Source organism: Microbacterium sp. NPDC055521, from assembly GCF_053619695.1.
This window is the reverse complement of sequence record NZ_JBSHJX010000007.1, coordinates 67,743-93,398: the sequence shown is the minus strand read 5'-3', so window position 1 is coordinate 93,398 and position 25,656 is coordinate 67,743. Positions and strand designations below refer to the sequence as shown.

At 70.4% G+C, this 25,656-nt stretch carries 23 protein-coding genes; 14 read left to right on the top strand and 9 right to left on the bottom strand.

Annotation, left to right across the window (positions count from 1 at the left end; translation table 11 throughout):
- Positions 1-26: 26 nt before the first annotated feature.
- Complete coding sequence (locus tag ACWGSM_RS08920) at positions 27-1,898, bottom strand: phosphoenolpyruvate carboxykinase (GTP) (protein WP_452322556.1); 1,872 nt, start codon at positions 1,896-1,898, stop codon at positions 27-29.
- Positions 1,899-2,006: 108 nt separating this feature from the next.
- On the opposite strand from ACWGSM_RS08920, the gene ACWGSM_RS08915 reads away from it, so the two are divergent.
- Positions 2,007-3,449, top strand: a complete 1,443-nt coding sequence (locus tag ACWGSM_RS08915) for a helix-turn-helix domain-containing protein (protein WP_452322555.1) — start codon at positions 2,007-2,009, stop codon at positions 3,447-3,449.
- Between the two features lie 146 nt (positions 3,450-3,595).
- Here the strand turns inward: ACWGSM_RS08915 and ACWGSM_RS08910 are convergent, their stop codons facing one another.
- Positions 3,596-4,645, bottom strand: a complete 1,050-nt coding sequence (locus ACWGSM_RS08910; RefSeq protein ID WP_452322554.1) for a winged helix DNA-binding domain-containing protein — start codon at positions 4,643-4,645, stop codon at positions 3,596-3,598.
- A gap of 42 nt (positions 4,646-4,687) precedes the next feature.
- On the bottom strand, positions 4,688-6,136 hold the full coding sequence (locus tag ACWGSM_RS08905; RefSeq protein WP_452322553.1) for a glyceraldehyde-3-phosphate dehydrogenase: 1,449 nt from the start codon (positions 6,134-6,136) through the stop codon (positions 4,688-4,690).
- A 190-nt stretch (positions 6,137-6,326) separates the two neighbouring features.
- On the opposite strand from ACWGSM_RS08905, the gene ACWGSM_RS08900 reads away from it, so the two are divergent.
- Both ACWGSM_RS08900 and ACWGSM_RS08895 read left to right on the top strand, forming a co-directional pair.
- Positions 6,327-7,733 (top strand): amidase, encoded by a 1,407-nt coding sequence (locus ACWGSM_RS08900; protein ID WP_452322552.1) that lies wholly within the window; start codon positions 6,327-6,329, stop codon positions 7,731-7,733.
- A 19-nt stretch (positions 7,734-7,752) separates the two neighbouring features.
- Positions 7,753-8,403, top strand: a complete 651-nt coding sequence (locus tag ACWGSM_RS08895) for an HAD-IA family hydrolase (RefSeq protein ID WP_452322551.1) — start codon at positions 7,753-7,755, stop codon at positions 8,401-8,403.
- A gap of 4 nt (positions 8,404-8,407) precedes the next feature.
- Here ACWGSM_RS08895 and ACWGSM_RS08890 read toward each other — a convergent pair whose 3' ends face one another.
- A complete protein-coding gene (locus tag ACWGSM_RS08890; protein WP_313358228.1) occupies positions 8,408-8,845 on the bottom strand; it encodes an Lrp/AsnC family transcriptional regulator in 438 nt (145 codons plus the stop codon).
- A gap of 153 nt (positions 8,846-8,998) precedes the next feature.
- Between ACWGSM_RS08890 and pdhA the strand changes: the two genes are divergently transcribed.
- From pdhA to ACWGSM_RS08875, 3 genes are read left to right on the top strand one after another with little or no spacing between them, the layout of a single operon-like run.
- Positions 8,999-10,102 (top strand): pyruvate dehydrogenase (acetyl-transferring) E1 component subunit alpha, encoded by a 1,104-nt coding sequence (gene pdhA, locus ACWGSM_RS08885; RefSeq protein ID WP_452322550.1) that lies wholly within the window; start codon positions 8,999-9,001, stop codon positions 10,100-10,102.
- Positions 10,099-11,136 (top strand): alpha-ketoacid dehydrogenase subunit beta, encoded by a 1,038-nt coding sequence (locus tag ACWGSM_RS08880; RefSeq protein WP_452322549.1) that lies wholly within the window; start codon positions 10,099-10,101, stop codon positions 11,134-11,136. Before pdhA ends, ACWGSM_RS08880 begins: the two co-directional genes overlap by 4 nt.
- Complete coding sequence (locus ACWGSM_RS08875; protein ID WP_452322548.1) at positions 11,133-12,551, top strand: dihydrolipoamide acetyltransferase family protein; 1,419 nt, start codon at positions 11,133-11,135, stop codon at positions 12,549-12,551. Before ACWGSM_RS08880 ends, ACWGSM_RS08875 begins: the two co-directional genes overlap by 4 nt.
- An 83-nt stretch (positions 12,552-12,634) precedes the next feature.
- Here the strand turns inward: ACWGSM_RS08875 and ptsP are convergent, their stop codons facing one another.
- The 3 genes from ptsP to dhaK are packed head-to-tail and all read right to left on the bottom strand — an operon-like array spanning position 12,635 to position 16,804.
- On the bottom strand, positions 12,635-15,115 hold the full coding sequence (gene ptsP, locus ACWGSM_RS08870; protein WP_452322547.1) for a phosphoenolpyruvate--protein phosphotransferase: 2,481 nt from the start codon (positions 15,113-15,115) through the stop codon (positions 12,635-12,637).
- Entirely contained in the window at positions 15,112-15,759 is a 648-nt protein-coding gene (gene dhaL, locus ACWGSM_RS08865; RefSeq protein WP_452322546.1) for a dihydroxyacetone kinase subunit DhaL, read from the bottom strand. The genes ptsP and dhaL overlap by 4 nt, the downstream gene beginning before the upstream one ends.
- Positions 15,760-15,811: 52 nt before the next feature.
- A complete protein-coding gene (gene dhaK / locus ACWGSM_RS08860; RefSeq protein WP_452322545.1) occupies positions 15,812-16,804 on the bottom strand; it encodes a dihydroxyacetone kinase subunit DhaK in 993 nt (330 codons plus the stop codon).
- Positions 16,805-17,023: 219 nt separating this feature from the next.
- Here dhaK and ACWGSM_RS08855 point away from each other — a divergent pair, with 219 nt between their 5' ends.
- The 8 genes from ACWGSM_RS08855 (at position 17,024) to ACWGSM_RS08820 (ending at position 23,787) form a co-directional block, all read left to right on the top strand.
- The gene (locus ACWGSM_RS08855; RefSeq protein ID WP_452322544.1) at positions 17,024-18,214 is read left to right on the top strand and encodes a thiolase family protein; all 1,191 of its coding nucleotides are present in this window, start codon (positions 17,024-17,026) and stop codon (positions 18,212-18,214) included.
- Positions 18,207-18,965, top strand: a complete 759-nt coding sequence (locus tag ACWGSM_RS08850; protein WP_452322543.1) for an enoyl-CoA hydratase/isomerase family protein — start codon at positions 18,207-18,209, stop codon at positions 18,963-18,965. Before ACWGSM_RS08855 ends, ACWGSM_RS08850 begins: the two co-directional genes overlap by 8 nt.
- Positions 18,962-19,816: a 3-hydroxyacyl-CoA dehydrogenase family protein gene (locus tag ACWGSM_RS08845; protein WP_452322542.1), complete on the top strand. Its 855-nt coding sequence runs from the start codon at positions 18,962-18,964 to the stop codon at positions 19,814-19,816. The genes ACWGSM_RS08850 and ACWGSM_RS08845 overlap by 4 nt, the downstream gene beginning before the upstream one ends.
- Complete coding sequence (paaZ, locus tag ACWGSM_RS08840) at positions 19,813-21,894, top strand: phenylacetic acid degradation bifunctional protein PaaZ (protein WP_452322541.1); 2,082 nt, start codon at positions 19,813-19,815, stop codon at positions 21,892-21,894. The genes ACWGSM_RS08845 and paaZ overlap by 4 nt, the downstream gene beginning before the upstream one ends.
- A 5-nt stretch (positions 21,895-21,899) precedes the next feature.
- Positions 21,900-22,280 carry a hydroxyphenylacetyl-CoA thioesterase PaaI gene (gene paaI, locus ACWGSM_RS08835; RefSeq protein ID WP_452322540.1) on the top strand — a complete coding sequence of 127 codons (381 nt, stop codon included), beginning with the start codon at positions 21,900-21,902 and terminating at the stop codon, positions 22,278-22,280.
- A gap of 397 nt (positions 22,281-22,677) precedes the next feature.
- The gene (locus ACWGSM_RS08830; RefSeq protein WP_282846354.1) at positions 22,678-23,202 is read left to right on the top strand and encodes a helix-turn-helix domain-containing protein; all 525 of its coding nucleotides are present in this window, start codon (positions 22,678-22,680) and stop codon (positions 23,200-23,202) included.
- Entirely contained in the window at positions 23,199-23,426 is a 228-nt protein-coding gene (locus ACWGSM_RS08825; protein WP_282846356.1) for a hypothetical protein, read from the top strand. Before ACWGSM_RS08830 ends, ACWGSM_RS08825 begins: the two co-directional genes overlap by 4 nt.
- Before the next feature lie 88 nt (positions 23,427-23,514).
- A complete protein-coding gene (locus tag ACWGSM_RS08820) occupies positions 23,515-23,787 on the top strand; it encodes a hypothetical protein (RefSeq protein WP_452322539.1) in 273 nt (90 codons plus the stop codon).
- Positions 23,788-23,893: 106 nt separating this feature from the next.
- On the opposite strand, the gene ACWGSM_RS08815 is transcribed toward ACWGSM_RS08820, so the two are convergent.
- Positions 23,894-24,283, bottom strand: coding sequence for a hypothetical protein (locus tag ACWGSM_RS08815; protein ID WP_452322538.1), 390 nt, complete (start codon positions 24,281-24,283; stop codon positions 23,894-23,896).
- Between the two features lie 434 nt (positions 24,284-24,717).
- Entirely contained in the window at positions 24,718-25,638 is a 921-nt protein-coding gene (locus ACWGSM_RS08810) for an arsenic resistance protein (RefSeq protein WP_452322609.1), read from the bottom strand.
- Positions 25,639-25,656 lie beyond the last annotated feature (18 nt).

Sequence of the window (25,656 nt, the reverse complement as noted above, 5' to 3'; positions counted from 1 at the left end):
GGACCCCGGGGAAGATGCGCGGGTCCTCACCGAGCGGCGTTGAGCCGGTACCGCAGAGCCTCCAGCTCGCTGCGCAGGGCTGCCGGCAGCGCGTCGCCGAACATGGCGTAGAAGTCCTCGGTGGAGTCCGCCTCGGCGAGCCAGGCGTCGATGTCGATGTCGAAGAGCTCGTCGAGATCGGCGTCGGTCAGGTCGAGTCCGTCGAGGTTGAGATCCTCGCGCCGCGGGAGGCGGCCGATCGGGCTCTCGACGGCGGTGACCTCGCCGGAGATGCGACGGATGATCCATTCGATCACGCGAGAGTTGTCGCCGAAGCCCGGCCAGAGGAAGCGGCCGTCGTCACCGCGGCGGAACCAGTTCACCTGGAAGATGCGCGGTGCGCGATCGAAGCGCAGCGACCGACCGACCTTGAGCCAGTGCGCGAAGTAGTCGCCCATGTTGTAGCCGCAGAACGGCAGCATCGCGAACGGGTCGCGGCGCAGCTCGCCGACGGTTCCCTCGGCGGCTGCGGTGCGCTCCGACGAGATGGTCGAGCCGATGAAGACGCCGTGGCTCCAGTCGGTCGCCTCGACGACGAGCGGCACGTTGGTCGCACGGCGGCCGCCGAAGAGGATGACGTCGAGGGGAACGCCATCGGGATTCTCCCAGTCCTCGGCGATCTGCGGGCACTGCGCGGCGGACACCGTGAAGCGCGAGTTGGGGTGGGCGGCGGGAGCGCCCGAGTCCGGCGTCCACGGGTTGCCCTGCCAGTCGATGAGCTGCGCGGGCGGGGTGTCGGTGAGCCCCTCCCACCACACGTCGCCGTCGGGACGCAGCGCGACGTTGGTGAAGATGGTGTTGCCCCACAGCGTCTCGACGGCGGTGACGTTGGTCGACTCGCCCGTTCCCGGCGCGACGCCGAAGAACCCGGCCTCGGGGTTCATGGCGTACATCCGGCCGTCGTCGCCGGGCCGGATCCACACGATGTCGTCGCCGAGCGTCTCGACCGTCCATCCCGGGATCGTGGGTCGCAGCATGGCGAGGTTGGTCTTGCCGCAGGCGGACGGGAATGCGGCGGCGATGTGATGCGCCTTGCCGTTCGGGTCGGTCACGCGGATGAGCAGCATGTGCTCGGCGAGCCAGCCCTCGTCGCGGGCGATGACCGACGCGATGCGCAGCGCGAAGCACTTCTTCGCGAGGATCGCGTTGCCGCCGTAACCCGAACCGTACGAGTAGACCTCGAGCGTCTCGGGGAAGTGCACGATGTACTTCTCGTCGTTGCAGGGCCACTCGACGTCGGATTCGCCGGGCCCGAGCGGGGCGCCGACGGAGTGCACCGTCTTGACCCACGGGGCACCGTCGGCGATCTGGCGCGTGACCGCGTCACCGACGCGGGTCATGATGCCGATGGATGCCACGGCGTAGGCGCTGTCGGTGATCTGCACGCCGATGTGCGAGAGCTTGCCGCCGACCGGTCCCATCGAGAACGGGATGACGTACATCGTGCGACCGCGCATCGATCCGGCGAACAGGCCGTCGAGGGTCGTGCGCATCTCGGCGGGATCCGCCCAGTTGTTGGTCGGGCCGGCGTCGCGCTCGCGCTCGGAGGCGATGAAGGTGCGCCCCTCGGTGCGCGCCACGTCGCTGGGGTGCGAGCGGGCGAGGTACGAGCCGGGTCGCCATTCGGGGTTGAGCTTGATCAGCTTGCCCTCGTCGACGAGCTCGTGGAGCAGCGCGTCGTTCTCGGCGCGGGATCCGTCGACCCAGTGCACCCGCTCGGGCTGGGTGAGTGCGGCGATCCCGTCGACCCACGCGCGCAGTTCGGCCATGGCGGGGGTGTCGTAGGTGGGCGCGGCGCCGGCGCTCCGCATTGATGCTCGGGAGTCGGGGCGGGAGGTGAACGTGTCGGCGAGTGCCATGAGAGCTCCTTCAAGCAAGTGCGTTGATTCCATGGTGCGCGAGGTTTCGACGTGTTTGCCGCCCTCGCGAGTTGAAAGAAAGCTTCTTCTTTCGGATATGCTCAAGGAATGGCGACCAGCGGACTCGAACTCAGCACCCTCGGACATCGCATCCGGCATCACCGCACGGCACGAAATCTCACCCTCGACGACCTGGGCGCGAAGGTCGGCATCGCCGGGTCTCAGCTGAGCCTCATCGAGAACGGCAAGCGCGAGCCGAAGCTCTCGCTGCTGCAGGCCATCGCCGAGGCATGCGGCACCGATGTCGCCGATCTCATCTCCGGTGAGCCGCCCAACCGGCGGGCGGCGCTCGAGATCGAGCTGGAGCGGGCGCAGTCGAGTCCGATCTTCCGCCAGCTGGGCATCGCCGCGGTGCGCGTGTCGAAGACGATGAGCGACGAGACCATCGAAGCGATCCTGGGTCTTCATCGCGAGCTGCACCGCCGCGAGACCGAGGCGATCGCCACCCCCGAGGAGGCGCGCCGGGCGAACACCGAGATGCGTCTGACGATGCGCGCGCGCGACAACTACCTGCCTGACATCGAGGCCCTCGCCGAGAAGCACCTCAAGGCCGCCGGGCACGTCTCGGGTGCGCTGACGCACCGTACCGTGACCCTGATGGCGGCGAAGCTGGGCTTCGAGCTCATCTACGCCGACGACCTGCCGCACTCCACCCGCTCGATCACCGACGTCGAGCACGGCCGCATCTACCTGCCGCCCGCCTCGATCCCCGGGGGGCACGGCCTGCGCTCGATGGCGCTGCAGGCGATGGCGCACCGCATCCTGGGCCACACTCCCCCGACCGACTACGCCGACTTCCTGCAGCAGCGGCTCGAGATCAACTACTTCGCCGCGTGCTGCCTGATCCCCGAGACGGCAGGCGTCGCGTTCCTGCAGCAGGCGAAGAAGGACCGCAACCTCGCGGTCGAGGACTTCCGCGACGCGTTCGGCGTCACGCACGAGGCGGCCGGCATGCGCATGACGAACCTCATGACGCACCACCTCGACATGCGCCTGCACTTCCTGCGCGTCGACGAGAACGGCGCGATCACCCGCGTCTACGAGAACGACGGCCTGCCGCTGCCGATGGATGTGACGGGCGCCGTCGAAGGTCAGCCGGCCTGCCGCCGGTTCGGCGCACGCGCCGCGTTCGAGCAGCGCAACCGCACCACCGAGCACTACCAGTACACCGACACCCCGTCGGGCACCTTCTGGTGCGCCACGCAGACCGGCTCGTCGACCGACGGCGGGTTCTCGGTCACGGTCGGCGTGCCTTTCGACGACGCGCGCTGGTGGCGCGGCCGCGAGACGCAGCACCGTGCGCAGTCGACGTGCCCCGACGAGTCGTGCTGCCGCCGGGCCGCGCCGACCGTGTCGCGGCGCTGGGAGGGCCGGGCGTGGCCGAGCGCACGCGTGCACACGCACATGTTCCGTCCCCTGCCGCGCGGCGCATTCCCCGGCGTCGATGACAGCGAGGTGTACTCGTTCCTCGACCGCCACGCCGACCAGTGAGCTGAAGCTGCCTGGGGTCGTCGGCGTCGGAAATGTCAGACGATACGGCCCCGGGGCCGCGTGTCGCTCCCCGACACGCCGCAGCCACGGCATCCGGTCTGGGATTCCCGACCGGCCGACGGGTCGGGCAACCGGCGAGTCGCGGCTCACTCGCCGACGAACCGCGCGAAGCGCGTGAGGGCGGATGCCGCGGCCGGGTCGTCGACGGGCTCGAACAGCTCCGCCGGCGCGCCGCGGGCGGCGTCCGCGTGCGACCAGACGCCCACTACCCGGCCGCTCTCGACGATCGTCGGGCGCACCATGCCGTTCTTGCCGGGCCCCACGGCATCGAGAAGACCGGGATCGCAGACCGGGGTGCGATCGGTGTAGGAGATGTAGTACTCGTCGAACGCCGGCAGAGCGAACGCGGTCGTGTCGTCGAGACGTCTTCGCGGGGCGCGCAGCGCGACGAAGAGCCCGTCGCCGACCTCTCGCATTCGGCCCGCCGCACGCTGGGCCGCCTCGCGCGCGGCGCCGAGGGTCAGTCCCGACCACCAGGCGAAATCGCGCACGCTCGCCGGGCCGTGACCGTCGATGTAGCGCACGAGCAGCTCGGCGAGCGGGTCGTCCGGTTGCGCGGACTCCGTGATCCAGCTGTCCGCAGCGACGAAGCGCTGCTCGCGGGACACCGTGCCGCCGACGGGGGGCTCGATCGGCCCCTGGCAGAGGAGACCGGCGATGGTGAGCGCGAAGAGCACATGAATGCCGCGCTGGCCCGAGGGGTCGATGCCGGCGCTCTGCATGAGCGCGAAGGACTCGGCCTTCGTGCATCCGCCGTCTCGAGCCGGCGGACCGATCGCATTCCAGGCGGTGTCGAGCATCTCGTCGTCGATGCCGAGGGCGCGATGCCGCCCCGCGGCCTGCTGCCGCTGCCTGTCCGCCGTCACCGAGAGCACCCACGCCAGGTCGCGCGCGTGGACGATGTGCAAGGTGCCGCGCATCGTCCACGCGCGCACCAGCTGCCCGCTCCCGAACGCCCCATCGACGTCATCGAGCCTGGGTGATCCCGTCGTGCGCACACCGAGCGCCCATCGGCCCGCCAGCAGGTCCTGGCTCTGCATGGCGAGCATGTGCCGTGCCGCGCCGGCGACGGTCGCTGCGGGCGCGGTCAGCCGATGCGAGCGCAGGCGAGCAGCGAGAAGGCCGCGGGAATCCATGTCTCCATGATCCACGCGGCCTCCGACACCCGCCAGCGGCGATCAGGCGTGCAGCGTCACCTCGCGGCGTGCGGGCAGCACGACCGGGTGGGTGCCCGCCATCACCTCGAGCACGCGCACGACCTGGCACGAGTAGCCGTACTCGTTGTCGTACCAGACGTACAGCACGACGTCGCGGTCGTTCGCGATCGTCGCGAGGCCGTCGACGATGCCGGCGCGGTGCGAACCGACGAAGTCGGTCGAGACGACCTCGGGGCTCTCGACGTAGTCGATCTGCTGCCGCAGCTTCGAGTGCAGCGACGCGCGGCGCAGGTAGTCGTTGAGCTCGTCCTTCGTGGCCGGGTTCTCGAGGGTCAGGTGCAGCACGGCGAGCGACACGTCGGGGGTGGGCACGCGGATGGCCGAGCCGGTGAGCTTGCCGGCGAGCTGCGGCAGGGCCCGAGAGACGGCCTTGGCCGCGCCCGTCTCGGTGATCACCATGTTCAGCACCGCAGAGCGACCGCGGCGGTCGCCCTTGTGGAAATTGTCGATGAGGTTCTGGTCGTTCGTGAACGAGTGCACGGTCTCGACATGGCCGCGGACGATGCCGTACGCCTCGTCGATCGCCGCGAGCACCGGGGTGATCGCGTTGGTCGTGCACGATGCCGCGGAGAGGATGCGGTCGCCCGGCTCGATCGTGCCGTCGTTGATGCCGTGCACGATGTTCTTCAGCTCGCCCTTGCCCGGTGCGGTGAGCAGCACGCGGGCGGCGCCCTTCGCCTGCAGGTGCCGGCTGAGGCCTTCCTCGTCGCGCCAGCGGCCGGTGTTATCGACGATGATCGCGTCGTGGATGCCGTACGCGGTGTAGTCGACGGTGGCGGGGTCGTCGGAGTAGATCACCTGGATGCGGTTGCCGTTGGCGATGATCTGCGAGTTCTCCTCGTCGACCGTGACGGTGCCGGCGAAGCGGCCGTGCACCGAATCGCGCAGCAGCAGCGAGGCGCGCTTGACGATGTCGTTGTCGGATCCGCGGCGCACGACGATCGCGCGCAGGCGCAGACCGCTGCCCCCGCCGGTGTGCGCGATAATGATGCGCGCCAGCAGCCGGCCGATCCGGCCGAATCCGTAGAGCACAACGTCGACGGGATCGGAGAGCTCGGCACCGAGCGCGGGCGCGAGCGCGCTGCGCAGGAACTCGTCGAGGTCGCCGCCGGTCTCGGCGTGATCCTCGATCAGACGCGCCACGTCCAGCGACGAGGCGCCCGGAGCGAGCTCGCGCAGCGCCTCGAGCACGGCGAGCGTGTCGGTGAGGGCGATCTGCCGGTGACCGAGCTGGGCGACCCGCTCGTGCACCTCGAGGATGCCCGTCGTCGACAGCCCGAGCAGACGATGCCCGTGCAGCGACGTCACGACATCGCGCTCCCTGTTGAGTCCGCCGACGAGCGGGATCATCCGCTCTGCCAGCTCTTCCTTGACCTTCCAGTCGTCGCGGTGTGTCACGACATCGTCCATGTGCGTCCTTGCGTGCTGCTCGAGCGCCGCCGGGTCGGGCGCTGCGGTGAATGGGGAGGCGGATCCGCCTCATCCAGGCTAGAGCGCGGCATCCGGTGCGACAGGACGATTCCGGTATGCAGAACCCGACAGACTGCCTGGGAGCCATGAAACCGGATTCTTAACACGTGGAGCGGCATAGGCTCGGATCATGACCGAGCTGCATGATCTGAGCGCGATCGAGCAGCTCGCCGGGCTGCGATCCGGGTCGTTCTCGCCCTCGGATCTCGTCGCCCACTACCTGGCGCGCATCGCGCGATGCGACCAGCAGGTCGGCGCGTTCGTCGAGGTCACCGGAAAGACCGCCCGCGCGCGCGCCGCCGCGCTGACGGATGCCGAGCCGGCCGGCGCCCTGTGGGGGCTGCCCTTCGCCGACAAGGATCTGGTGGCACGAGCGGGCGTGCCCACGCGCTCCGGCTCGCGGCTGCACCGCGATCACGTTCCGACCCTGACCGCGGATCAGGCGGCCGTGCTCGACGAGGCCGGCGGGATCAGCCTGGGAAAGACGAGCACGCCCGAGTTCGGCCTGACCGGGTACACCGAGACGCTGATCGGCCCGCCCACGCGAGACCCGTGGAACACCGCGAACGGGTCGGGCGGCTCCAGCGGTGGTGCGGCCGCCGCCGTCGCCGCTGGGCTGCTGCCGCTCGCGCCGGGTTCCGACGGCGGCGGTTCGATCCGCATCCCGGCGGCGACGGTGGGCATCGTCGGCATCAAGCCGTCGCGCGGGCGCGTGCCGTTCGCCTCGGGGCTCGACAGCCCGGGCGGTCTTCCCGTCGCCGGCCCACTCGCCCGTTCGGTCGCGGATGCCGCGCTGCTGCTCGACGTGCAGTGCGCCGGCCGGCCGCATCGCTTCGCGACGCGGGCCCCCGCCTCGGGGCCGTTCCTCTCGGCCGCCACGACGCCGACGTCTCCCGCCCGGATCGGGGTGACCACGGTCTCTCCGTGGGACGACGCCGACGATATCCGCCTCGATGCCGACGCCGCTCGCGCTGTCGAGGTCGCTTCGGCGCTGCTCTCGGATGCCGGCCACGGCGTCGACGGATTCGCCTGGCGTCCCCACGGTTACGCGCAGCTGTTCACGACGCTGTGGCGCACGAGCGCTGCCCGGATGAACCTCACCGATGCGGAGCTGGAGCTCGTCGAGCCGATCACCGCCTGGCTCGTGCGCGAGGGGCGCCGGCTGACCGGCGCCGAGGTGCTGCAGGCGCTGGCTGCGGCATCCGCCTTCGAGCAGGAGACGATCGGCGCGTTCGATCCGTTCGACGCGGTGCTCACCCCCGCGCTGGCGCTGCCGCCGCAGCCCGTCGGTTGGTTCGACCGCGACGACCCGGTGCGCGGATTCTCACAGCAGGTCCGGTATGCGCCGTACAGCAGCTTCGTCAATGTGGCGGGTCTTCCCGCGATCGTCGTCCCGGTCACCACCGACGCGTCGGGGCATCCGGTCAGCGTGCAGCTGATCGGCCGGCCCGGCGGTGAAGCGGCGATCATCTCGCTCGCCGCGAGTCTGCAGGTTCTGGCGGGTCCGATGCCCCGACCGGCGATCTGGCGCCGCTGACCCGGCTTACGCTGGGCACATGCCCACGATCCTGCACGCCCGCGCCGTCCTGCTCGACATGGACGGCACCCTCGTCGACTCGACCGCGGTCGTCGAGCGGCTGTGGCTGGAGTGGGCGGAGCCGCACGGAATCGACCCGGACGTCGTGCTGCAGACCGTGCACGGCCGCCAGGGCCATCAGAGCATGGCGCTGCTGCTTCCCGAGCGGGATCACGCCATCAACCTCGTCGAGAATCAGGAGATGCTCGCGCGCGAGAGCGGCGACGTCGCCGGCGTGGTCGAGATCGCCGGCGCTGCGGCGTTCCTCGCCGCGCTGCGCGAGCTGCCGCACGCGATCGTCACCTCCGCGAATGTGCCGCTGATGACGGCCCGGATGCAGGCGGCCGGTCTCACCGTGCCCGCTCTCGCGATCACCGCCGAGAGCGTGACCGATTCGAAGCCGCACCCCGAGGGGTTCCTGGCGGCGGCCGCGCAGCTGGGAGTCGACCCGGCCGACTGCGTCGTGTTCGAGGACTCCGAAGCCGGGGTGCAGGCGGGGCTGGCGGCGGGGATGCGGGTGATCGGCGTCGGTGCGCACGCCGCGGCGTTCGGGGCGGTGCACGCCGTGGACGACCTGACCCGGGTGAGCGTGACCGCTGACGCGGATGGCTTGCGGCTCACGATCGGCTGAGCGCTCACTCCCGCGTGAAGTCCTCGAAGATCAGCGTCGTGCGGGTCGAGCGGATCGACGGGATCGCCTGGATGTCCTCCAGCACGACACGACGCAGGTCGCGGGCATCGCTCGCTCGCACGAGAAGGATCACGTCGAAGTCGCCGCCGACGAGAGCCATGTGCTCGACCTCGGGGATCGCGCGCAGGCGCGCCTGCACCTCCTGCCAGCTCGCCTGCTCGATCGCGAGCATGACGTAGGCGGATGCATGGTGCCCGAGCTGCACGGGATCGGTGCGCACCGTGTAGCCGGCGATCACGCCCTGCTCGGTGAGCCGCTTGATGCGCGCGTGCACGCCGGCCCGGGAGATGTGCACGCTGTCGGCGATGTGCGTCATCGACGCCCGTGCGTCGCGGCGCAGTTCGGCGAGGATCGCGTGATCTGTGGCATCGAGCTCGGCCATCGTGCACCGTCCGTTCCGTCAGTGGATGCTGACAGTCTGACACCAGCATCAGGCTTGAGCGAACAATCGTTCGGGAATGCATGGGATCGGTTGGACGGCTGACGAGTCACGGGCATCCTGGTGTCACCACGTTCGGCAAGGAAGGCGAACCGGATGATGCGAGACGACCTGCTCCCCCGCGACACCCCCGTGCGTCTGATCGACCCGCACGGCGATGGGATCGACGACGACCACTACACCGCGCCCGAGACCGGCCGGCTGCGCGATGCCTACCGCGCCCTTGTCGAGGGTCGTCGCATCAACGATCAGGCCAGCGCGCTGGTGCGTCAGGGCCGACTGGCGGTGTACCCGTCGTCGCACGGGCAGGAGGCCTGCCAGGTCGCCGCCGCGCTCGTGCTCGACGAGCGAGACTGGCTCTTCCCCACCTACCGCGACGCCGTCGCGATCATCGGCCGGGGCGTGTCCCCCGCCGACGCGATGGTCCTGCTGGCCGGCGACTGGCACAGCGGATACGACCCCGCCGAGCACCACGTCGCCCCGCAGGCCACGCCGCTGGCCACGCAGCTGCTGCACGCGGTCGGCTTCGCGCAGGCGGCACGGCACCGCGGCGAAGACACGGTCGTGCTCGCCCTGTGCGGCGACGGCGCCACCAGCGAGGGCGACTTCCACGAGGCGATGAACTTCGCCGCCGTGTTCCACGCTCCCGTCGTGTTCTTCGTGCAGAACAACGAGTTCGCCATCTCGGTGCCGCTGGCGCGCCAGAGCGCCGCACCGTCACTCGCGCACAAGGCGATCGGCTACGGGATGCCCGGCGAGCGCGTCGACGGCAACGACGTCGCTGCGCTGCTCGCCGTGCTCGGCGAAGCAGTCGAGCGTGCCCGCAGCGGCGGCGGTCCCTCGCTGGTCGAGGCGCACACCTATCGCATGCAGGCGCACACCAACGCCGACGACGACACCCGCTACCGCGAGCGCGCGGAGGTGCAGGCGTGGATCGACCGCGACCCGCTGACCCGTCTGCGCGCGCACCTGACCGCCCAGGGCGCCCTGTCCGACGATGACGAGCAGCGCATCGCGGCAGGAGCCGAGAGCATCGCCGCCGCCCTGCGCACCGCGCTGAACGCCGATGCCTACCTCGACCCGGAGGATCTGTTCCGCTTCGTCGCCGCCGAGCGGTCGCCGCAGCTCGAGGAGCAGTGGCGGATGCTGCAGGACGAGATCGCACGCGACACCCTCGCCGACACAGGAGGACGATCATGACCCTCGCGTCCGACCTCCGCACCGATCAGGCCAGTCCTCACGTCGTCGGCACGATGACCATGGCCGCCGCGCTCAACCGCGCCCTCGCCGACGCCATCCAGGAGGATCCCGCCGTCGTCGTGTACGGCGAGGACGTCGGTGCGCTGGGCGGCGTCTTCCGCATCACCGACGGGCTCGCGGAGCGCTTCGGCGACGACCGCTGCTTCGACACCCCGCTCGCCGAGGCCGGCATCGTCGGCACTGCTGTCGGTATGGCCATGAACGGCATGCGGCCGATCGTCGAGATGCAGTTCGACGCGTTCGCGTTGCCTGCGTTCGAGCAGATCGTCAGCCAGGTCGCGAAGTTCGGCAACCGCACGCGCGGATCGATGCGGATGCCGCTGGTGATCCGCATCCCGTTCGGCGGCGGCATCGGCGGCGTCGAGCACCACTGCGACTCATCCGAGGCCTACTACGCGCACACCCCCGGCCTCACGGTGGTTGCCCCGTCGACACCGCAGGATGCGTACTCGCTGCTGCGCGCGGCGATCGCCTCACCCGATCCGGTGATCTTCCTCGAGCCGAAGAAGCTGTACTGGTCGAAGGGTGAGGTCGACACCTCGATCACCGCCGAGCTCGGCACCGCGCGCATCGCGCGGGAGGGCACCGACGTGACGGTGCTCGCCTACGCCGCGATGGTGCCGGTCGCGCTCGAGGCCGCCGAGATCGCCGCGCAAGAGGGCCGCAGCGTGCAGGTCATCGACGTGCGCTCGCTGTCGCCGTTCGACAACGCGACGGTGACGGCAGCCGTGCGGGCGACCGGGCGCGCGGTCGTCGTCGCCGAGGCGCCCGGCTACGCGAGCGTCGCGAGCGAGATCCAGGCGCGTGTGTTCGAGCGCTGCTTCGAGCACCTCGAGGCGCCGGTGCGGCGGGTGACCGGTTTCGACACCCCGTATGCGCCCCCGAAGCTCGAGCACTGGTACCTGCCGGATGCCGACCGCGTGCTGGATGCGATCGACTCCCTCTACCCCGACGATGAGGAGACGGCACGATGACGACCGCGACAACCCGCGTGTTCCGCCTGCCGGATCTCGGCGAGGGCCTCACCGAGGCGGGTCTCGTGCACTGGCTGGTGAAGGTCGGCGACACGATCACCACCGACCAGGCGATCGCCGAGGTCGAGACGGCGAAGAGCATCGTCGAGCTGCCGTCGCCGTTCGCGGGCATGATCATGGCGCTGCACGGCGAGGCCGGCGACGTGATCGAGGTGGGCGCGCCGGTGCTCGAGGTCGCCGACGGGGCCGGCGGCGAATCGACTGCGGAGGCGGTTGGTGCGGATGCCGAGGTCGAGCCGTCTGCAACGGCGGCAGCTCCGGATGCCGAGAAGGAGACCTATCGTTCCGAGGAGCGCGCGGGTTCGGGCAACGTCCTGATCGGCTACGGCACCACCGAGCGCGTCTCGTCGGGACGGCGCCGCGCGCGGGCATCCCGGCCGTCCGCGGACGCCTCCCCTGCTGCTCCCGCCGCGTCGACGGCTCAGGCGCAGCCCGCGCCGCGCACGGTGGCCGTGCGCTCCCCCATCGTGCGGCGCCTGGCTCGTGACCTCGGCGTCGACGTGCGACAGATCAAGCCGACGGGAGCCGACGGCGCGGTCACGCGCGCCGACGTGCTGCGAGCGGCGTCGATGCTCGACGGCGAGCAGAGCGTCGAAGCACGCCGGCCGCAGGCATCCGGAACCCGACCGTCGGCGCACGACAGCGAGACCGTCGACGGGCTCGCCGTAGGATCGCGCGAGCGGCTCTCGCCGATGCGGAAGGCGATCGGCGCCACGCTGAGCCGCAGCCGCGCCGAGATCCCCGAGGCCACCGTCTGGGTCGATGTCGACGCCACCGAACTGTGGCAGGCGCGCTCGCGCATGGCGCCCGAGGGCGAACGGGCCCCGTCGCTCACCGCCCTCGTCGCGCGGTTCACGCTGATGGCTCTCGCGGAGTTCCCGCTGCTGGCATCCCGTCTCAGCGACGATGCCGGCGAGATCTTGTCGTTCGACGGGGTCAACCTCGGTGTCGCCGCCGACACCGAACGCGGCCTGATGGTGCCCGTGCTCGCCCGGGCACATGAGCTGAGCGTCGACGAACTCGATGCGCAGCTGCGCGAGCTCGCGGCGACGGCACGGTCGGGGCGGATGCCGGCCGAGCGGCTGCGCGGGTCGACGTTCACCCTGAACAACTACGGCAGCCTCGGCGTCGACGGGTCGGCGGCGATCATCAACCACCCCGAGGTCGCGATCCTCGGCGTCGGGCGCATGATCGAGCGGCCATGGGTCGTCGACGGGCAGATCGTCGCCCGGCGCATCACGCAGCTGTCGCTGGTCTTCGACCACCGGGTCTGCGACGGCGGCTATGCGGCCGGGTTCCTGCGCCGGCTGGTCGAGCTGATCGAGCACCCGCTGCGCGCGTTCGGCCGACTCTGAGCCGACCGGCCCGCGCGCATCGGCACCGTAGCGCGCACCGGCGCAGTAGCGTGCACCGCCGCGGTCTGAGCCGATCGGCGCGGTCAGCGCGCGAGAGCGGCCACGGCCGAACGGGCATCAGCCGCGGTTGCGGCGGCCAGTGCCGCCTCGGCCGCGACGCGGCACTGATCGGGTGTCACGGCGGCGAGCGCCGCGGCGACCCGGCCGAGCGAGCGTGACGTCATCGACAGGCTGGTGACGCCGAGTCCGACGAGCACGGGGGCGAGTGCGGGATCCGCTCCCGCCTCGCCGCACACCCCGACCGCGCGGTGAGCCGTGCGGCCTGCGGCGCCGACAGCGCCGATCAGCCGCAGCACGGCCGGCTGCCACGGGTCGTTGAGGTCGCCCAGTTCGCCCAGCAGCCGGTCGGCCGCGAGCGTGTACTGCGCGAGGTCGTTGGTGCCGAGGCTGACGAAGTCGACGACCTCGAACAGCTCTGCGGCGAGCAGGGCGGCCGACGGCGTCTCGATCATCACGCCCACCCGCTCGAGACCCGCAGCCCTGGCTCTCGTCGCGAAGTCGTCGGCCTCGTCGACGGTGGCGACCATGGGGGCCATCACCTCGACGTGCGCGGATTCTGCCGCCGCCGCCTCGGCCAGAGCCCGCAGCTGATCGTCGAGCAGCTGCGGCGAGCGCCGAGCGATGCGCAGCCCGCGCACCCCGAGCGCGGGGTTCTGCTCGTCATCGGCGTTCGCGAACGGCAGCGGCTTGTCGCTGCCGGCGTCGAGCGTGCGCACGACGACTCTGTGGCCCGCGAAGGCCGCGAGCACCCCGCGATATGCCGTCACCTGCTCCGCGATCGTGGGCGCGTCAGTGCGGTCGAGAAAGCAGAACTCCGTGCGGAACAGTCCGACGCCCTCGGCGCCGGCCGCGGCCGCGGCGCGGGCATCCGCCGCTCCGCCCACGTTGGCGAGCAGCGGAAGGGGCGATCCGTCGGCCAGTCGCCCTGTTCCGTCGAACGGCGCGACGACCGCTGCGTGCGTCGCTGCGTCGATGCGCTCCCGCCCGGGCTCGATCTCGACGGTGCCGTGATCGCCGTCGACGAGCACGACGGTGCCGGCGGTGATGCCTGTCGCACCCGCGACGTTCACCACGGCGGGCAGGCCGAGCGAGCGGGCGATGATCGCGGTGTGCGAGGTCGGACCGCCCTGTTCGGTGACCAGCGCCACGCACCGGCCACCCTGCAGCGCGGCGGTGTCGGCGGGGGCCAGGTCGTGCGCGACCAGCACGAACGGCTCGTCGCTCTGCGGCACGCCAGGAACGGCGAGGTCGAGGAGCTCGGCGATGATGCGATCGCGGATGTCGCGCAGATCGGCGACGCGCTCGGCGGTGCGGCCGCCCAGCGCCTCGAGTGCGTCCTGCTGTGCCGTGGTGACCTCCCAGATGGCGCGGGCGGCGCTGCGGCCGGCGTCGCGAACGAGTGCCGACGCCTCCGCGACGAGTTCGGGATCTGCGGCCAGCATGCTCGACGCCTCCAGGATGTCGCGCGCCTCGCCCGACGTCGCAGCGGCACGCGAACTCAGGTCGTCGGCGACGGCGCGGGATGCCCGACGGATGCCGGAGGCCTCGGCCTCTCTGTCGTGTGCGGCGATGACGGCCGCGGCATCGGGCTCGGGCACGGGGGGCGCGAGAGTGATGACCGATGCCGCGGCGAGCCCCGTGCTCACACCGCGTCCGCGCAGCACCGTTCCCGGTGCGATCGGCGGCGCGGGCTCGGCAGGTGCGGGCGGCGCAGTGGGTGCGGCGCCGTGCCCGGCGGGCTCCGCCCCCGCGTCGGAAGGATCGCCGTCGACGCCCTCGCCGAACCCGTCGTCGAAGAGCCCGGTGAGCGCGTCGAGCACCCGGTCGTCCGTCGCGGACAGCTCGATCTCGTCGCCCTGACGCGCTCCGAGCACGAGCAGCCGGCTGAGGCTTCCGGCCGCCGCGTCCGGCCCGTCAGGCAGCCGGCGCAGGCGCACGTCGGCCCCGGCAGCGGCCGCGGCGATGAGAGCCGCAGGCCGGGCGTGGATGCCGAGCGGGTTGCGCACCCGCACCCGCCGAGTGACGCGGGCCACCTCGGGCGTCGACGCCGCAGCAGCACCTGCCGACGAGGTCTCGGCCGGGGCATCCGTCTGCAGCTGACCGGTCTTCGCGTCCAGCGCCGCCGCGGCCTCGGCGGCGACCGCGTCGAGCGAGCCCCCGGCGGCGGCCGTGACGACGGCCGCCAGCAGCCCCTCCACGAACGGTGCCGGCGCCAGGCGCACCGGCACGTCGCTGGTGCGGAACTCGAGGGCGAGCTCCGCGCTCATCACCGCCGAGCCGAGATCCATGAGCACGAGCACGCCGTCGCACTCCGCGGCCAGCTCGTCGATCGCGGAGGCCACGGCCACGGCATCCGTTCCGAGAATCGGCGCCCCGTCGCCATCCGTGCCCGCGCCGGCGGCAACGCGCACCTGCGCGCCCCCGCCGTGCACCATCTGCAGGGCGAGCTCGAGCGCCGCCTCCCCGAGCCGAGCACTGTGCGAGACGGCGACGACGCCGATCATCCGTCGGCGCCGCGCGCTGCCGCGGCGAGCGTCTCGAACAGGATCGCCGTCGACGCCGCTCCGGGGTCGAGGTGCCCGGCACTGCGGTCGCCTAGGTAGCTCGCGCGGCCCTTGCGGGCGACGAGCGGCAGGGTGGCGTCGCGTCCGGCGGCGGCGGCATCTGCCGCGGCAGACAGCGCCGCCCCGAGGTCTTCCCCGTCGGCGAGAGCCGTGTCGAGCGCGTCGAGGGCGGGTGCCATCGCGTCGTACATCGTCTTGTCTCCCGCCTCGGGCTTGCCGCGTGCCACGACGCCGTCCATTCCGGCGCGCAGCGCGCCCGCGAGCGCTGCGGCGTCGAGGGTCGACACTGCGCCCGCGGTCATGCCCATGCGCAGAAAGAACGTGCCGTACAGGGGTCCGCTCGCGCCGCCCACCGAGCTGACCAGGGTCATGCCGACACTCTTGAGCAGCTCGTCGATCGTCTCGGGCGCGCCGGCGCCGAGCTTGTCGACGACCGCTGTCATGCCGCGGGCCATGTTGGCGCCGTGGTCGGCGTCGCCGATGGCGGAGTCGAGCTCGGTGAGCCACTCGCGCTTGTCGTTCATGGCGGCGGCGAAGCGCGAGATCCAGTCGTGCAGGGCGGCGGTGTCGATCGTCGAGGTCATGCGTGCTCCTGGGTGGCGAGGTGGGTCGGGTGTCGGCTCACGGCGGCGCGGGTCAGGCGCCCCAGCGCAGACCGGGGGTGACGACCGGCGCATCCCACAGCCGCAGGATCTCGTCATCGGCATTCAGCACCGTCACCGAGCAGCCGGCCATGTCGAGCGAGGTTATGTAGTTGCCGACGAGGTTTCGCACGATCTGCACGCCCGCCTTCTCGAGCAGCGCGGCGACCTCGGCGTACATCAGGTACAGCTCGATCTGCGGGGTCGCTCCCATGCCGTTGAGCATGACGATCGCGGGGCCGGCGACGTCGAGGTCGGCGAGGATCGGCTCGACGAGCTGCCGGGCGATGTCGGATGCCGGGGCCAGGGGTTCGCGGTGCCGGCCGGGTTCGCCGTGGATGCCGATGCCGATCTCCATCTGATCGTCGGGCAGGTCGAAGGTGGGCTTGCCCGCCGCCGGAACCGTGCAGCTGGTGAGGGCCACGCCCATCGAGCGTCCCTGACCGTTGACCTTCTGAGCGAGCGCGACCACCGCGGCGAGGTCTTGCCCCTCCTCTGCCGCGGCGCCGACGATCTTCTCCAGCAGCACGGTCAGCCCCACCCCGCGGCGTCCGGCCGTGTAGAGCGAGTCCTGCACGGCGACGTCGTCGTCGACCACCACCGTGCCGACCTCGATGCCCTCCATCTCGGCGAGCTCCGCCGCCATCTCGAAGTTCAGCACGTCGCCGGTGTAGTTCTTCACGATGTGCAGCACGCCCGCACCTCGATCGACGGCCTTCGTGGCGGCCTGCACGCGGTCGGGCGTCGGCGAGGTGAACACCTCTCCGGCGACGGCGGCATCCAGCATCCCGACTCCGACGTATCCGCCGTGCAGCGGCTCGTGTCCCGACCCGCCGCCCGAGACCACGGCGACCTTGCCCTGCTCCTTCGGGGTCGCGCGGGTGATGACGTGCGTCTCGAGGTCGACCGAGAGCTCGGGGTGCGCGACGGCGACTCCCCGCAGCGATTCGACGAGCACGTCCTCGGGCTTGTTGATGAGCTTCTTCATGCTGTGATCTCCTTCGATCCTCAGGGGCGGTGCCAGCACGGGAACGTGCTCCGTCATGGTCGAATCTGCTCGGCGCCCCTGCCGTTGTCAAGGTCGATCCCGAAGCGCCGCAGAAACGGCTCGGTGGCGTGGCGGTTGCCAACGGTCACGCGATCTGGAATCGTATTCCTGAACGATCGGTCTGTAATGGATCCGACCGCCGCGACGGAGAGGATGACGATGTCCGAGGCCTATCTCGTCGGCGGCGTGCGCACCCCGGTGGGCCGGTACGGCGGCGCCCTCTCCGGCATCCGCCCCGACGACCTCGCCGCGCTCGTCGTCGCAGAGGCCGTCTCCCGGGCCGGGGTGCCTGCGGATGCCATCGACGAGGTCATCCTGGGGGCGGCGAATCAGGCCGGTGAGGACAACCGCAACGTCGCCCGGATGGCGGTGCTGCTGGCAGGTCTGCCCGACAGCGTTCCGGGCCTCACGGTCAATCGCCTGTGCGCGTCGGGGATGACGGCGATCGCGCTGGCGTCGCAGGCGATCCGCGCGGGGGACGCCGGACTGATGGTCGCGGGCGGTGTCGAGTCGATGACCCGCGCCCCGTGGGTGCAGGCCAAGCCCGAGCGCGCGTGGGGCAAGCCGGGCGAGGCGTACGACACGTCGATCGGGTGGCGGTTCGCAAACCCGCGGCTGCGGGCCCGCGACAAGGCGACGTACTCGATGCCCGAGACGGCGGAGGAGGTCGCGCGCGCCGACGGGATCAGCCGGGCGGATGCCGATGCGTTCGCCCTGCGCAGCCACGAGCGAGCCCTCGCGGCCATCGACGCCGGCCGCCTGGCGCCCGAGATCGTACCGGTCGACACCGGCCGCGGCATCGTCGACACCGACGAGGGCCCGCGCCGCGACACCTCGCTCGAGGCGCTGGGCGCGCTGCGGCCGGTCGTCGCCGGCGGCGAGGTGGTCACCGCCGGCAACGCCAGCTCGCTCAACGACGGCGCCTCCGCCATCGTCGTGGCGGGCGCGGATGCCATCGCCCGGCACGGCCTGCGCCCTCGGGCGCGCGTCGTCGCCTCGGCGACGGCCGCTCTCGCGCCCGAGATCATGGGCCTCGGGCCCGTGCCCGCGACCGAGAAGGCGCTTCAGAGGGCCGGCCTCACCGTCGCGGATCTCGGCGCGGTCGAGCTGAACGAGGCGTTCGCGTCGCAGTCGCTGGCGTGCATCCGCCGCCTCGGCCTCGACCCAGAGATCATCAACGCCGACGGCGGGGCGATCGCCCTCGGGCATCCGCTCGGCTCCAGCGGCTCGCGTCTGCTAGTCACGCTGCTCGGCCGCCTGGAGCGCGAGGGCGCGCGGTACGGGCTCGCGACGATGTGCGTCGGCGTCGGTCAGGGCACCGCGATGATCGTGGAGCGCGTCGATGGCTGACGCGCTGCGGGTCGAGACGAGTGGCGATCGGACGGTCGTGACGCTCGATCGCCCGGCCGTGCGCAACGCGATCGACCAGACGATGGTCGACGAGCTGCACGCCGTGTGCGCCGAGCTCGAGACGACACCCAGGGTGCTCATTCTCACCGGCGCCGACGGCGTCTTCGCAGCGGGGGCAGACATCGGTCAGCTGCGCGACCGCACCGCCGACGACGCGCGGCGCGGCATCAACTCGACCGTCTTCCGGCGCATCCGCGAGCTGCCGATGCCGGTCATCGCCGCCGTCGACGGCTATGCGCTGGGCGGCGGCGCCGAGCTCGCCTACGCCGCCGACATCCGCATCGGCACGCCGCGCGTGCGCATCGGCAATCCCGAGACGGGGCTCGGCATCATCGCCGCTGCCGGAGCCACCTGGCGGCTGCCCGAGATCGTCGGACACGCCCGCGCGAGCGAGCTGCTGCTCACCGGCCGGATCATCGACGCCGACGAGGCTCTCGCGTGGGGGCTGCTGTCGTCGCTGCACGAGCCCGACGAGCTGCTGGGCGCGGCGCATGCCGTCGCCGACCGCATCTGCGCGAACGGCGCGCGGGCGACCGAGCTCACCAAGCGCGCCCTGCTCGCGCCCGTCGACCGGCATCCGGCGATCGAGCTCGAGCTGCAGGCCGAGCTGTTCGACAGCGACGAGAAGCGCCGGCGCATGACCGCGTTCCTCGAGCGCCGGTCACAGCGTCCAGAGAAGGAGAGCCGATGAGCGTTCCCGGAACCGTCGGCGTGCTCGGCGGCGGGCGCATGGGCGCCGGCATCGCGCACGCGTTCCTGCTCGCCGGGGCGCGAGTGCGGCTCGTCGAGCGCGACGAGCAGTCCGCCGAGGCCGCGCGCACCCGCGTGCTGGCCAGCATCGAGAACTCCGTGCGCCGCGGCGACCTCATCGAGCCACGACCGCTGATGGAATCATTCGCCGTGCACACCGACCCCGCCACGTTCCTGAGCGCTGGCCTCGTGATCGAGGCCGTACCCGAGGATCGCACGCTGAAAGCCGAGGCGCTCGCGCGCATCGAGCAGATCGTCGCGCCCGAGGGGGTGCTCGCCACGAACACGTCGTCGATCTCGATCGACGAGCTCGCGGCATCCCTCACCCGGCCCGAGCGGTTCCTCGGGCTGCACTTCTTCAATCCCGTGCCGGCGTCGCAGCTCGTCGAGATCGTCGTCGGGTCGCGCACCGATCGTGTCGTCGTCGACGCCGCGCGCGAGTGGGTCGCGACGCTGCGCAAGACGCCGGTGGTGATCCGCGACTCCCCCGGTTTCGCGTCGAGTCGGCTCGGTGTGCTGCTGGGGCTGGAGGCGATCCGGATGCTCGAGGAGGGCGTCGGCGACGCCGTTGACATCGACGCGGCCATGGAGCTGGGGTATCGGCATCCGATGGGTCCGCTGCGCACCACCGATGTCGTCGGCCTCGACGTGCGCCTCGGCATCGCCGAGGAGCTGGCCCGAGAGCTCGGGCCGCGGTTCGAGCCGCCGCGACTGCTGCGGCAGATGGTGGATGCCGGAAAGCTGGGCCGCAAGAGCGGCGAGGGGTTCTACGTGTGGAACGAGGAGAGATGACCGATTTTCTGCCGAGCTACATCAGGGGCGAGTGGTGGACGCCGGGTGCCCCCGCGATGCCTGTCGACGTGCGCGACGCGTCGACCGGCGAGATCATCACCCGGGTCTCGACCGAGGGTCTCGATCTCGCGGGCGCCCTCGAATACGCCCGCACCACCGGCCACGCGAGCCTGGCCGAGCTGACCTTCCACCAGCGGGCGCTGCTGCTCAAGCAGTTCGCCCTGGCGCTGACCGAACGCAAAGACGAGCTGTACGCGCTCTCGGCGCGCACAGGGGCGACGATGGCCGACTCGTGGGTCGACATCGACGGCGGCATCGGCGTGTTGTTCTCGTATTCGGGCAAGGGCCGGCGCGAGCTGCCCAACAGCCGCGTGCACGTCGACGGCCCGGTGGAGCCGCTCTCGAAAGACGGCAGCTTCCTCGGCCGCCACGTCTACACGACGCTGCCCGGCGTCGCGGTGCAGATCAACGCGTTCAACTTTCCCGTGTGGGGGTCGCTCGAGAAGCTCGCCCCGGCGTTCCTCGCCGGTATGCCGACGGTGGTGAAGCCTGCGACGCCGACCGGGTATCTCGCCGAGGCGATGGTGCGCATCCTCGTCGAGTCGCGGCTGCTGCCCGAGGGGTCGCTGCAGCTGATCAGCGGCAGCGTGCCCGACCTGTTCGATCACCTGCGGCTCGGCGATCTGGTCGGTTTCACCGGCAGCGCGTCGACCGCCGAGAAGCTGCGGCAGCACGCCGCCGTGCAGACCGGCGGGGTGCGCTTCACCGCCGAGACCGACTCGATCAACGCCTCGGTGCTCGGCACGGATGCGGTAACCGGCACCCCCGAGTTCGACGCGTACGTGCGCCAGCTCGTCGTGGAGATGACCAGCAAGGCGGGCCAGAAGTGCACGGCGATCCGCCGTGCGATCGTCCCGGCGGCGGCAGCGGACGATGTGATCGAGGCCGTACGGGCGCGGATCGCGGAGAAGACGGTGCTCGGCGACCCGCGCGCCGAAGGCGTGACGATGGGTCCGCTCGCGTCGGCAGCGCAGCGCGACGAGGTGCTGCGCCAGGTGCAGAAGCTGCACGATGCCGGCGGCCGGGTCGTCATCGGCTCGACCGACACTCCCTCTGTGCGGCACGCCGACGGGTCGACGGGCCCGGCGCCGGACGGCGCCTTCGTGGCGCCGCTGCTGCTGCGCTTCGACGACGCGAGCGCCGAGGCGGTGCACGACGTCGAGGCGTTCGGTCCGGTGTCGTCTCTGCTCACGTACTCCACGACTGCCGAAGCCGCCGATCTCGTCGCCCGCGGCGGCGGGTCGCTGGTGACGAGCATCGCCACGCACGACCCGGCTCAGGCGGTCGAGCTCGCGACGCGCATAGCCCCGTTCAACGGCCGGATGCTGCTGCTCGACCGCGACGACGCCCGGTCGTCGACCGGGCACGGCTCTCCCCTGCCGGGGCTCGTGCACGGAGGTCCCGGTCGCGCCGGCGGCGGTGAGGAGCTCGGCGGCATCCGCGCCGTGCTGCACCACATGCAGCGCACAGCGGTGCAGGGGTCGCCCGAGATGCTCACGGCGCTGACGGGCGTGTGGCACGCGGGCGCGGCGACGAGCGCCGGTGATCGGCATCCGTTCCGCAAGTCACTCGCCGAGCTGCGGATCGGCGACCAGATCGCGTCGGATGCCCGAGAGGTGACGCTCGACGACATCGAGACGTTCGCGCATTTCACCGGTGACACGTTCTACGCGCACATGGACGAGGAGTCTGCGGCGGCCAACCCGTTCTTCCCCGGGCGCGTGGCACACGGCTATCTGCTCGTGTCGTGGGCGGCGGGATTGTTCGTCGATCCCGAGCCGGGTCCGGTGTTGGCGAACTACGGCCTCGAGAATCTGCGCTTCGTCACTCCGGTGTCGCCGGGTGACAGCATCCGGGTCGAGCTGACGGCGAAGCAGATCACGCCGCGCGAGACGGACCAGTACGGCGAGGTGCGCTGGGATGCGGTGATCCGCAATCAGCGCGACGAGATCGTCGCGACCTACGACGTGCTGACCCTAGTGCGGAAGGAGCACGCCGCCGAGGTCGTGACGGCGTGAGGGAGATGATGCGCCGCGACGCGGCGTCGGCGATGCTCGGCATGGTGGTCGAGGTCGACGAGCCGGGTCGTGCCGTGGTGTCGATGCTCGTGCGCGACGACATGCTCAACGGGTTCGCGATCACGCACGGCGGGCTGGTCTTCTCGCTCGCCGACACGGCTTTCGCGATCGCCTGCAACGAAGACGAGCCGGTGACCGTCGCCGCCGGCGCCGAGATCACTTTCCTGAAGTCGACGACGTCCGGTCAGACGCTGCGGGCCACCGCCGTGCGGCGCACGGTCAGCGGACGAACCGGGCTGTACGACGTGACCGTGCGCGATGAGACGGATGACGTGGTCGCGGAGTTTCGCGGGCGCTCGACGACCACCAATCGCGTCATCGGTTGAGAGCTGCTCTGAGCCGCGGTGACGCTGCGGCAGCCGTGCGGGATCTTGGCCTTCCCGTCTGCTGCCGAAAACGCTGCGCGGCGGGTTTCGGCCGATCCGGTTTCGGCAGGGGGTTTCGGCGGGTCGTTTTGCGGCGTGTCGTGCCGTTGCCCAAGGAGGTCGTCGACCCTGCCGGAAACGATCGTTTGCGGCGCGGCCAGCGAAGGTTCGCCGGAGCGCCCTCCACAAACGGTGGCCGTAAGTGGGTTTCGGCAGAGGCTTCTGGCGGAAGAGACCGAGCCAGTTGAACCGCGAATCGCGAATCGATCGCGGTGGCGGCCGCGTGGCGGGAGCTTGGCGGCTTGCTGGCGGGCCCGTGACGTGGTGAAGGCGGGAGCGAACGGCGAGTATGAGTTCCATGAACACAACACGAATCGCGGACCTTCGGCAGACCGCCGGTTGGACTCAGGAGCGGCTCGCCACCGAGAGCGGCGTCGGGTTGCGGACAATTCAGCGCTTAGAAGCGGGCAATGAAGCGAGCCTCGAGACTTTGTCTCTCGTTGCCGATGCCCTGCGCGTTTCGGTGAGTGAGCTCTTCACCAGCATCGACGACGAGGGCTTCGGCACTCGTGTGGAAGCGTTTGATTCGCGCACTACCGAACAGCAGAGTGCGCGCGACCGCACGGTCGCGGCGTGGAGGTGGCTCTATGTCGGCATCGGAATAGTTCTGACCGTTTTGAGCTTCACGATGGGTGCATCAGGGCTTGTGCTTTTCCTCGCGTATTGGGCGGGCGGACTACTGATCTTCATCGCCCTCGGCCGGCTTTTCCTCGAACCCCGCCTTGACGCCCGCTATCCGCTCTCCCGTAGCAAGCGGAATCTTCGGGAGCAACGGCGAGCACCCTTGGACAAGATCACCGCGAGTGCCGAGCGGGTATCGTGACGGCGCTGGACGGGTTCACACTCGCGGAGTTATCCGTCACGGTGTTTGCACCCCCTGAGACGTTCACGGCGCTGTACGACGACATCATCGAGCTTCTCGAAACGAAGTATGAGCAGAGCACGTGGGAAGTTCTCTCGCAGGACGATGTGACTGAGGACTCCGAGTACCGCGACGCACTCGATCGGCTTCGGCAAGAGGCGGAAGTCGCGAGTCGCTTTCGTTGACGGCTCGGCCGTCCAAGCGTCGTTCCTCGCTGTCCTGCGATCGTCTGCCGAAAACGATCGTTTTCGGTGTGCGGGTTAGAGTGACGGCATGGAGCACCAGCACGACAGCAGTCTTCTTATGCGCCGGGACATCCTGGCGGGGTATGTGACCGCTGTCGAACGGTCCAGCGAGCTACTCCAAATCTGCGCGCGCAGCACGGACGAGACGGTTGCTCACGAAATCGCGCGAGCATTCACCGTCCGTCCGGAAGTCGCGGACGCAATCCTCGCCATGCAGGTCAAGCGGTTCACTCCCGACGCCCTTCAGAAACTGAGGGGTGAACTCGCAGAAGTAGAGCTAGGCGTCAGCCACAACAGCTGATCTGACATCACGCATCTACCCGAGCGCGACCGTTCGCGCCCTTCTAGACACGGTCTGACTTCACCTCTCACCTCATAAAGTGAACATCTGGGGTCAACGGGCGTCGTTAAGAGCAGCACCCTGCGAGTCGGTTTCCGAAGAGGGGCAGGGTGAGGGCCGCGCGACCAGCCGCGTACGTGCCAGCAAGAAGAACCATTAGCAGAATGCTGCCCACTATCGGCGGCGCGAGCATTGCCCGACCGCGGGCTCGGAGAAGAAACATCCCCACTCCGCTCGCGACGAGCAGGACGATCGCTCCGATGTACAGAGTGTTGATCGCTGCGGAGAAGGCAGAGTAGTCGCACGACGTGGCGGTGCAGCTCGCGATACTCAGCGTGGAACCGAAGGTGACGACGTAGGCGAGCAGCGTGAGAACGAACTGCATGCCGAACCACCCCAGGGTCGGGATTGCCCACGACGGATCCCCCAGGGACTCTTCGTCGACGGAGGTCCTCACCGCTGCATCGTACCCAAGCGGTGATCGTTGAACTAGAGCGCGGATAGTCGGGATCGAATGGTGCGCATCTCTTCCTCCAGCGCCCACCTCCGATCATCGAGCGCTAGCCCTCCGCCGACGCTGAGACCAGACAGCCACAGTTCCGCGTGCTGGCCTTCAAGCTCCGCCAGACGGGCGCGCAGCCGATCGCGCTCTCTATCTGAGTCTCCAGGTGCCATGACCGAATGCTATGCCCGGCGCGACTACACCGAGTGGCGCGTTCTCCTCCTGGACCGGCATGGCTTGGTCAAGGCTTCACCTACGCCGAAACCATCCGCCGAAAGCAGGTTGCGGAGCACGATATCGGCAAGAGCGTGAACGCGATCAGCTCGATCGAGCCAGAAACGATCGTTTTCGGTGGGACGACCGCTCTGATCTATTGTCCAGTGCTGCGGCTAGGCGAGGCTGGGCCGTGGTTCGCGCGCGAGGAGGGGAGCCAGGCGGACGAGGATGATCATCGCGACCAGCTCGACAAGGGTCTGGGTGACCACCGCGAGCGGGGCAATGCTCATCGAGGCAGGGAGAGCGAGAGCGAGCGGTAGGACGACGAGCGAGTTGCGAGTGGCGGCGGAGAACATCACCGCGCGGGTGGCGGAGACGTCTATTCGTGCGACCTGGCTGGCGAGCTTCCCGATCGCGACGGCGAGGACGACGAATGCGATGTAGAGCGGTACGACTCGCAGGAGCGCGGTGATCTGCGATCCAACGGCAGCGATCTGGGAACCGATCACCACAGCGAGCGTCACCATCATCAGCGGCACCATCGCGCCCGCCATGATCTTCTCTATGAACCGGCCTCCCCGGTGACGACGCGCAACAGCCTGCACAACCGCTGCGGCGGAGAGGGGGACCACGATCAGCAACAGGAATGCCCGGATGAACGGGCCCATGTCGACCACATCGAGCACTGCGCCGCCTGCGAAGAGGAACAGGAACACCGGTAGAAGCAGGATCTGGAGCAACATCAGCAGCGGTGCGGCTGCGAGCAGTCGTGCGCTAGCGCCGCCTGCGAGGCCTGCGAACACGATGACGTAATCGATGCACGGGGTCAGCAGGACGAGCAGCACCCCGAGCAGCAGCCCGCGATCGTCGACCACGAAGCGCGATAGGCCCCAGGCGAGCATCGGCACGATGACGAAGTTCGCCACCAGCACCGCGCCGAGAAACCTGATGTCACGGAACGCGCGTTTCACCTCGATGAGCGGGACGCCGAGGAATGTGGCGAACAACAGCAGCATCAGCGCGGGTTCGATCGAGTGCTCGAGGCTCGGAGCGGCCTGCGGCGTTATCAGCCCGATGGCGGCCCCCACGGCGATTGCGCCGATGTAGAGGGC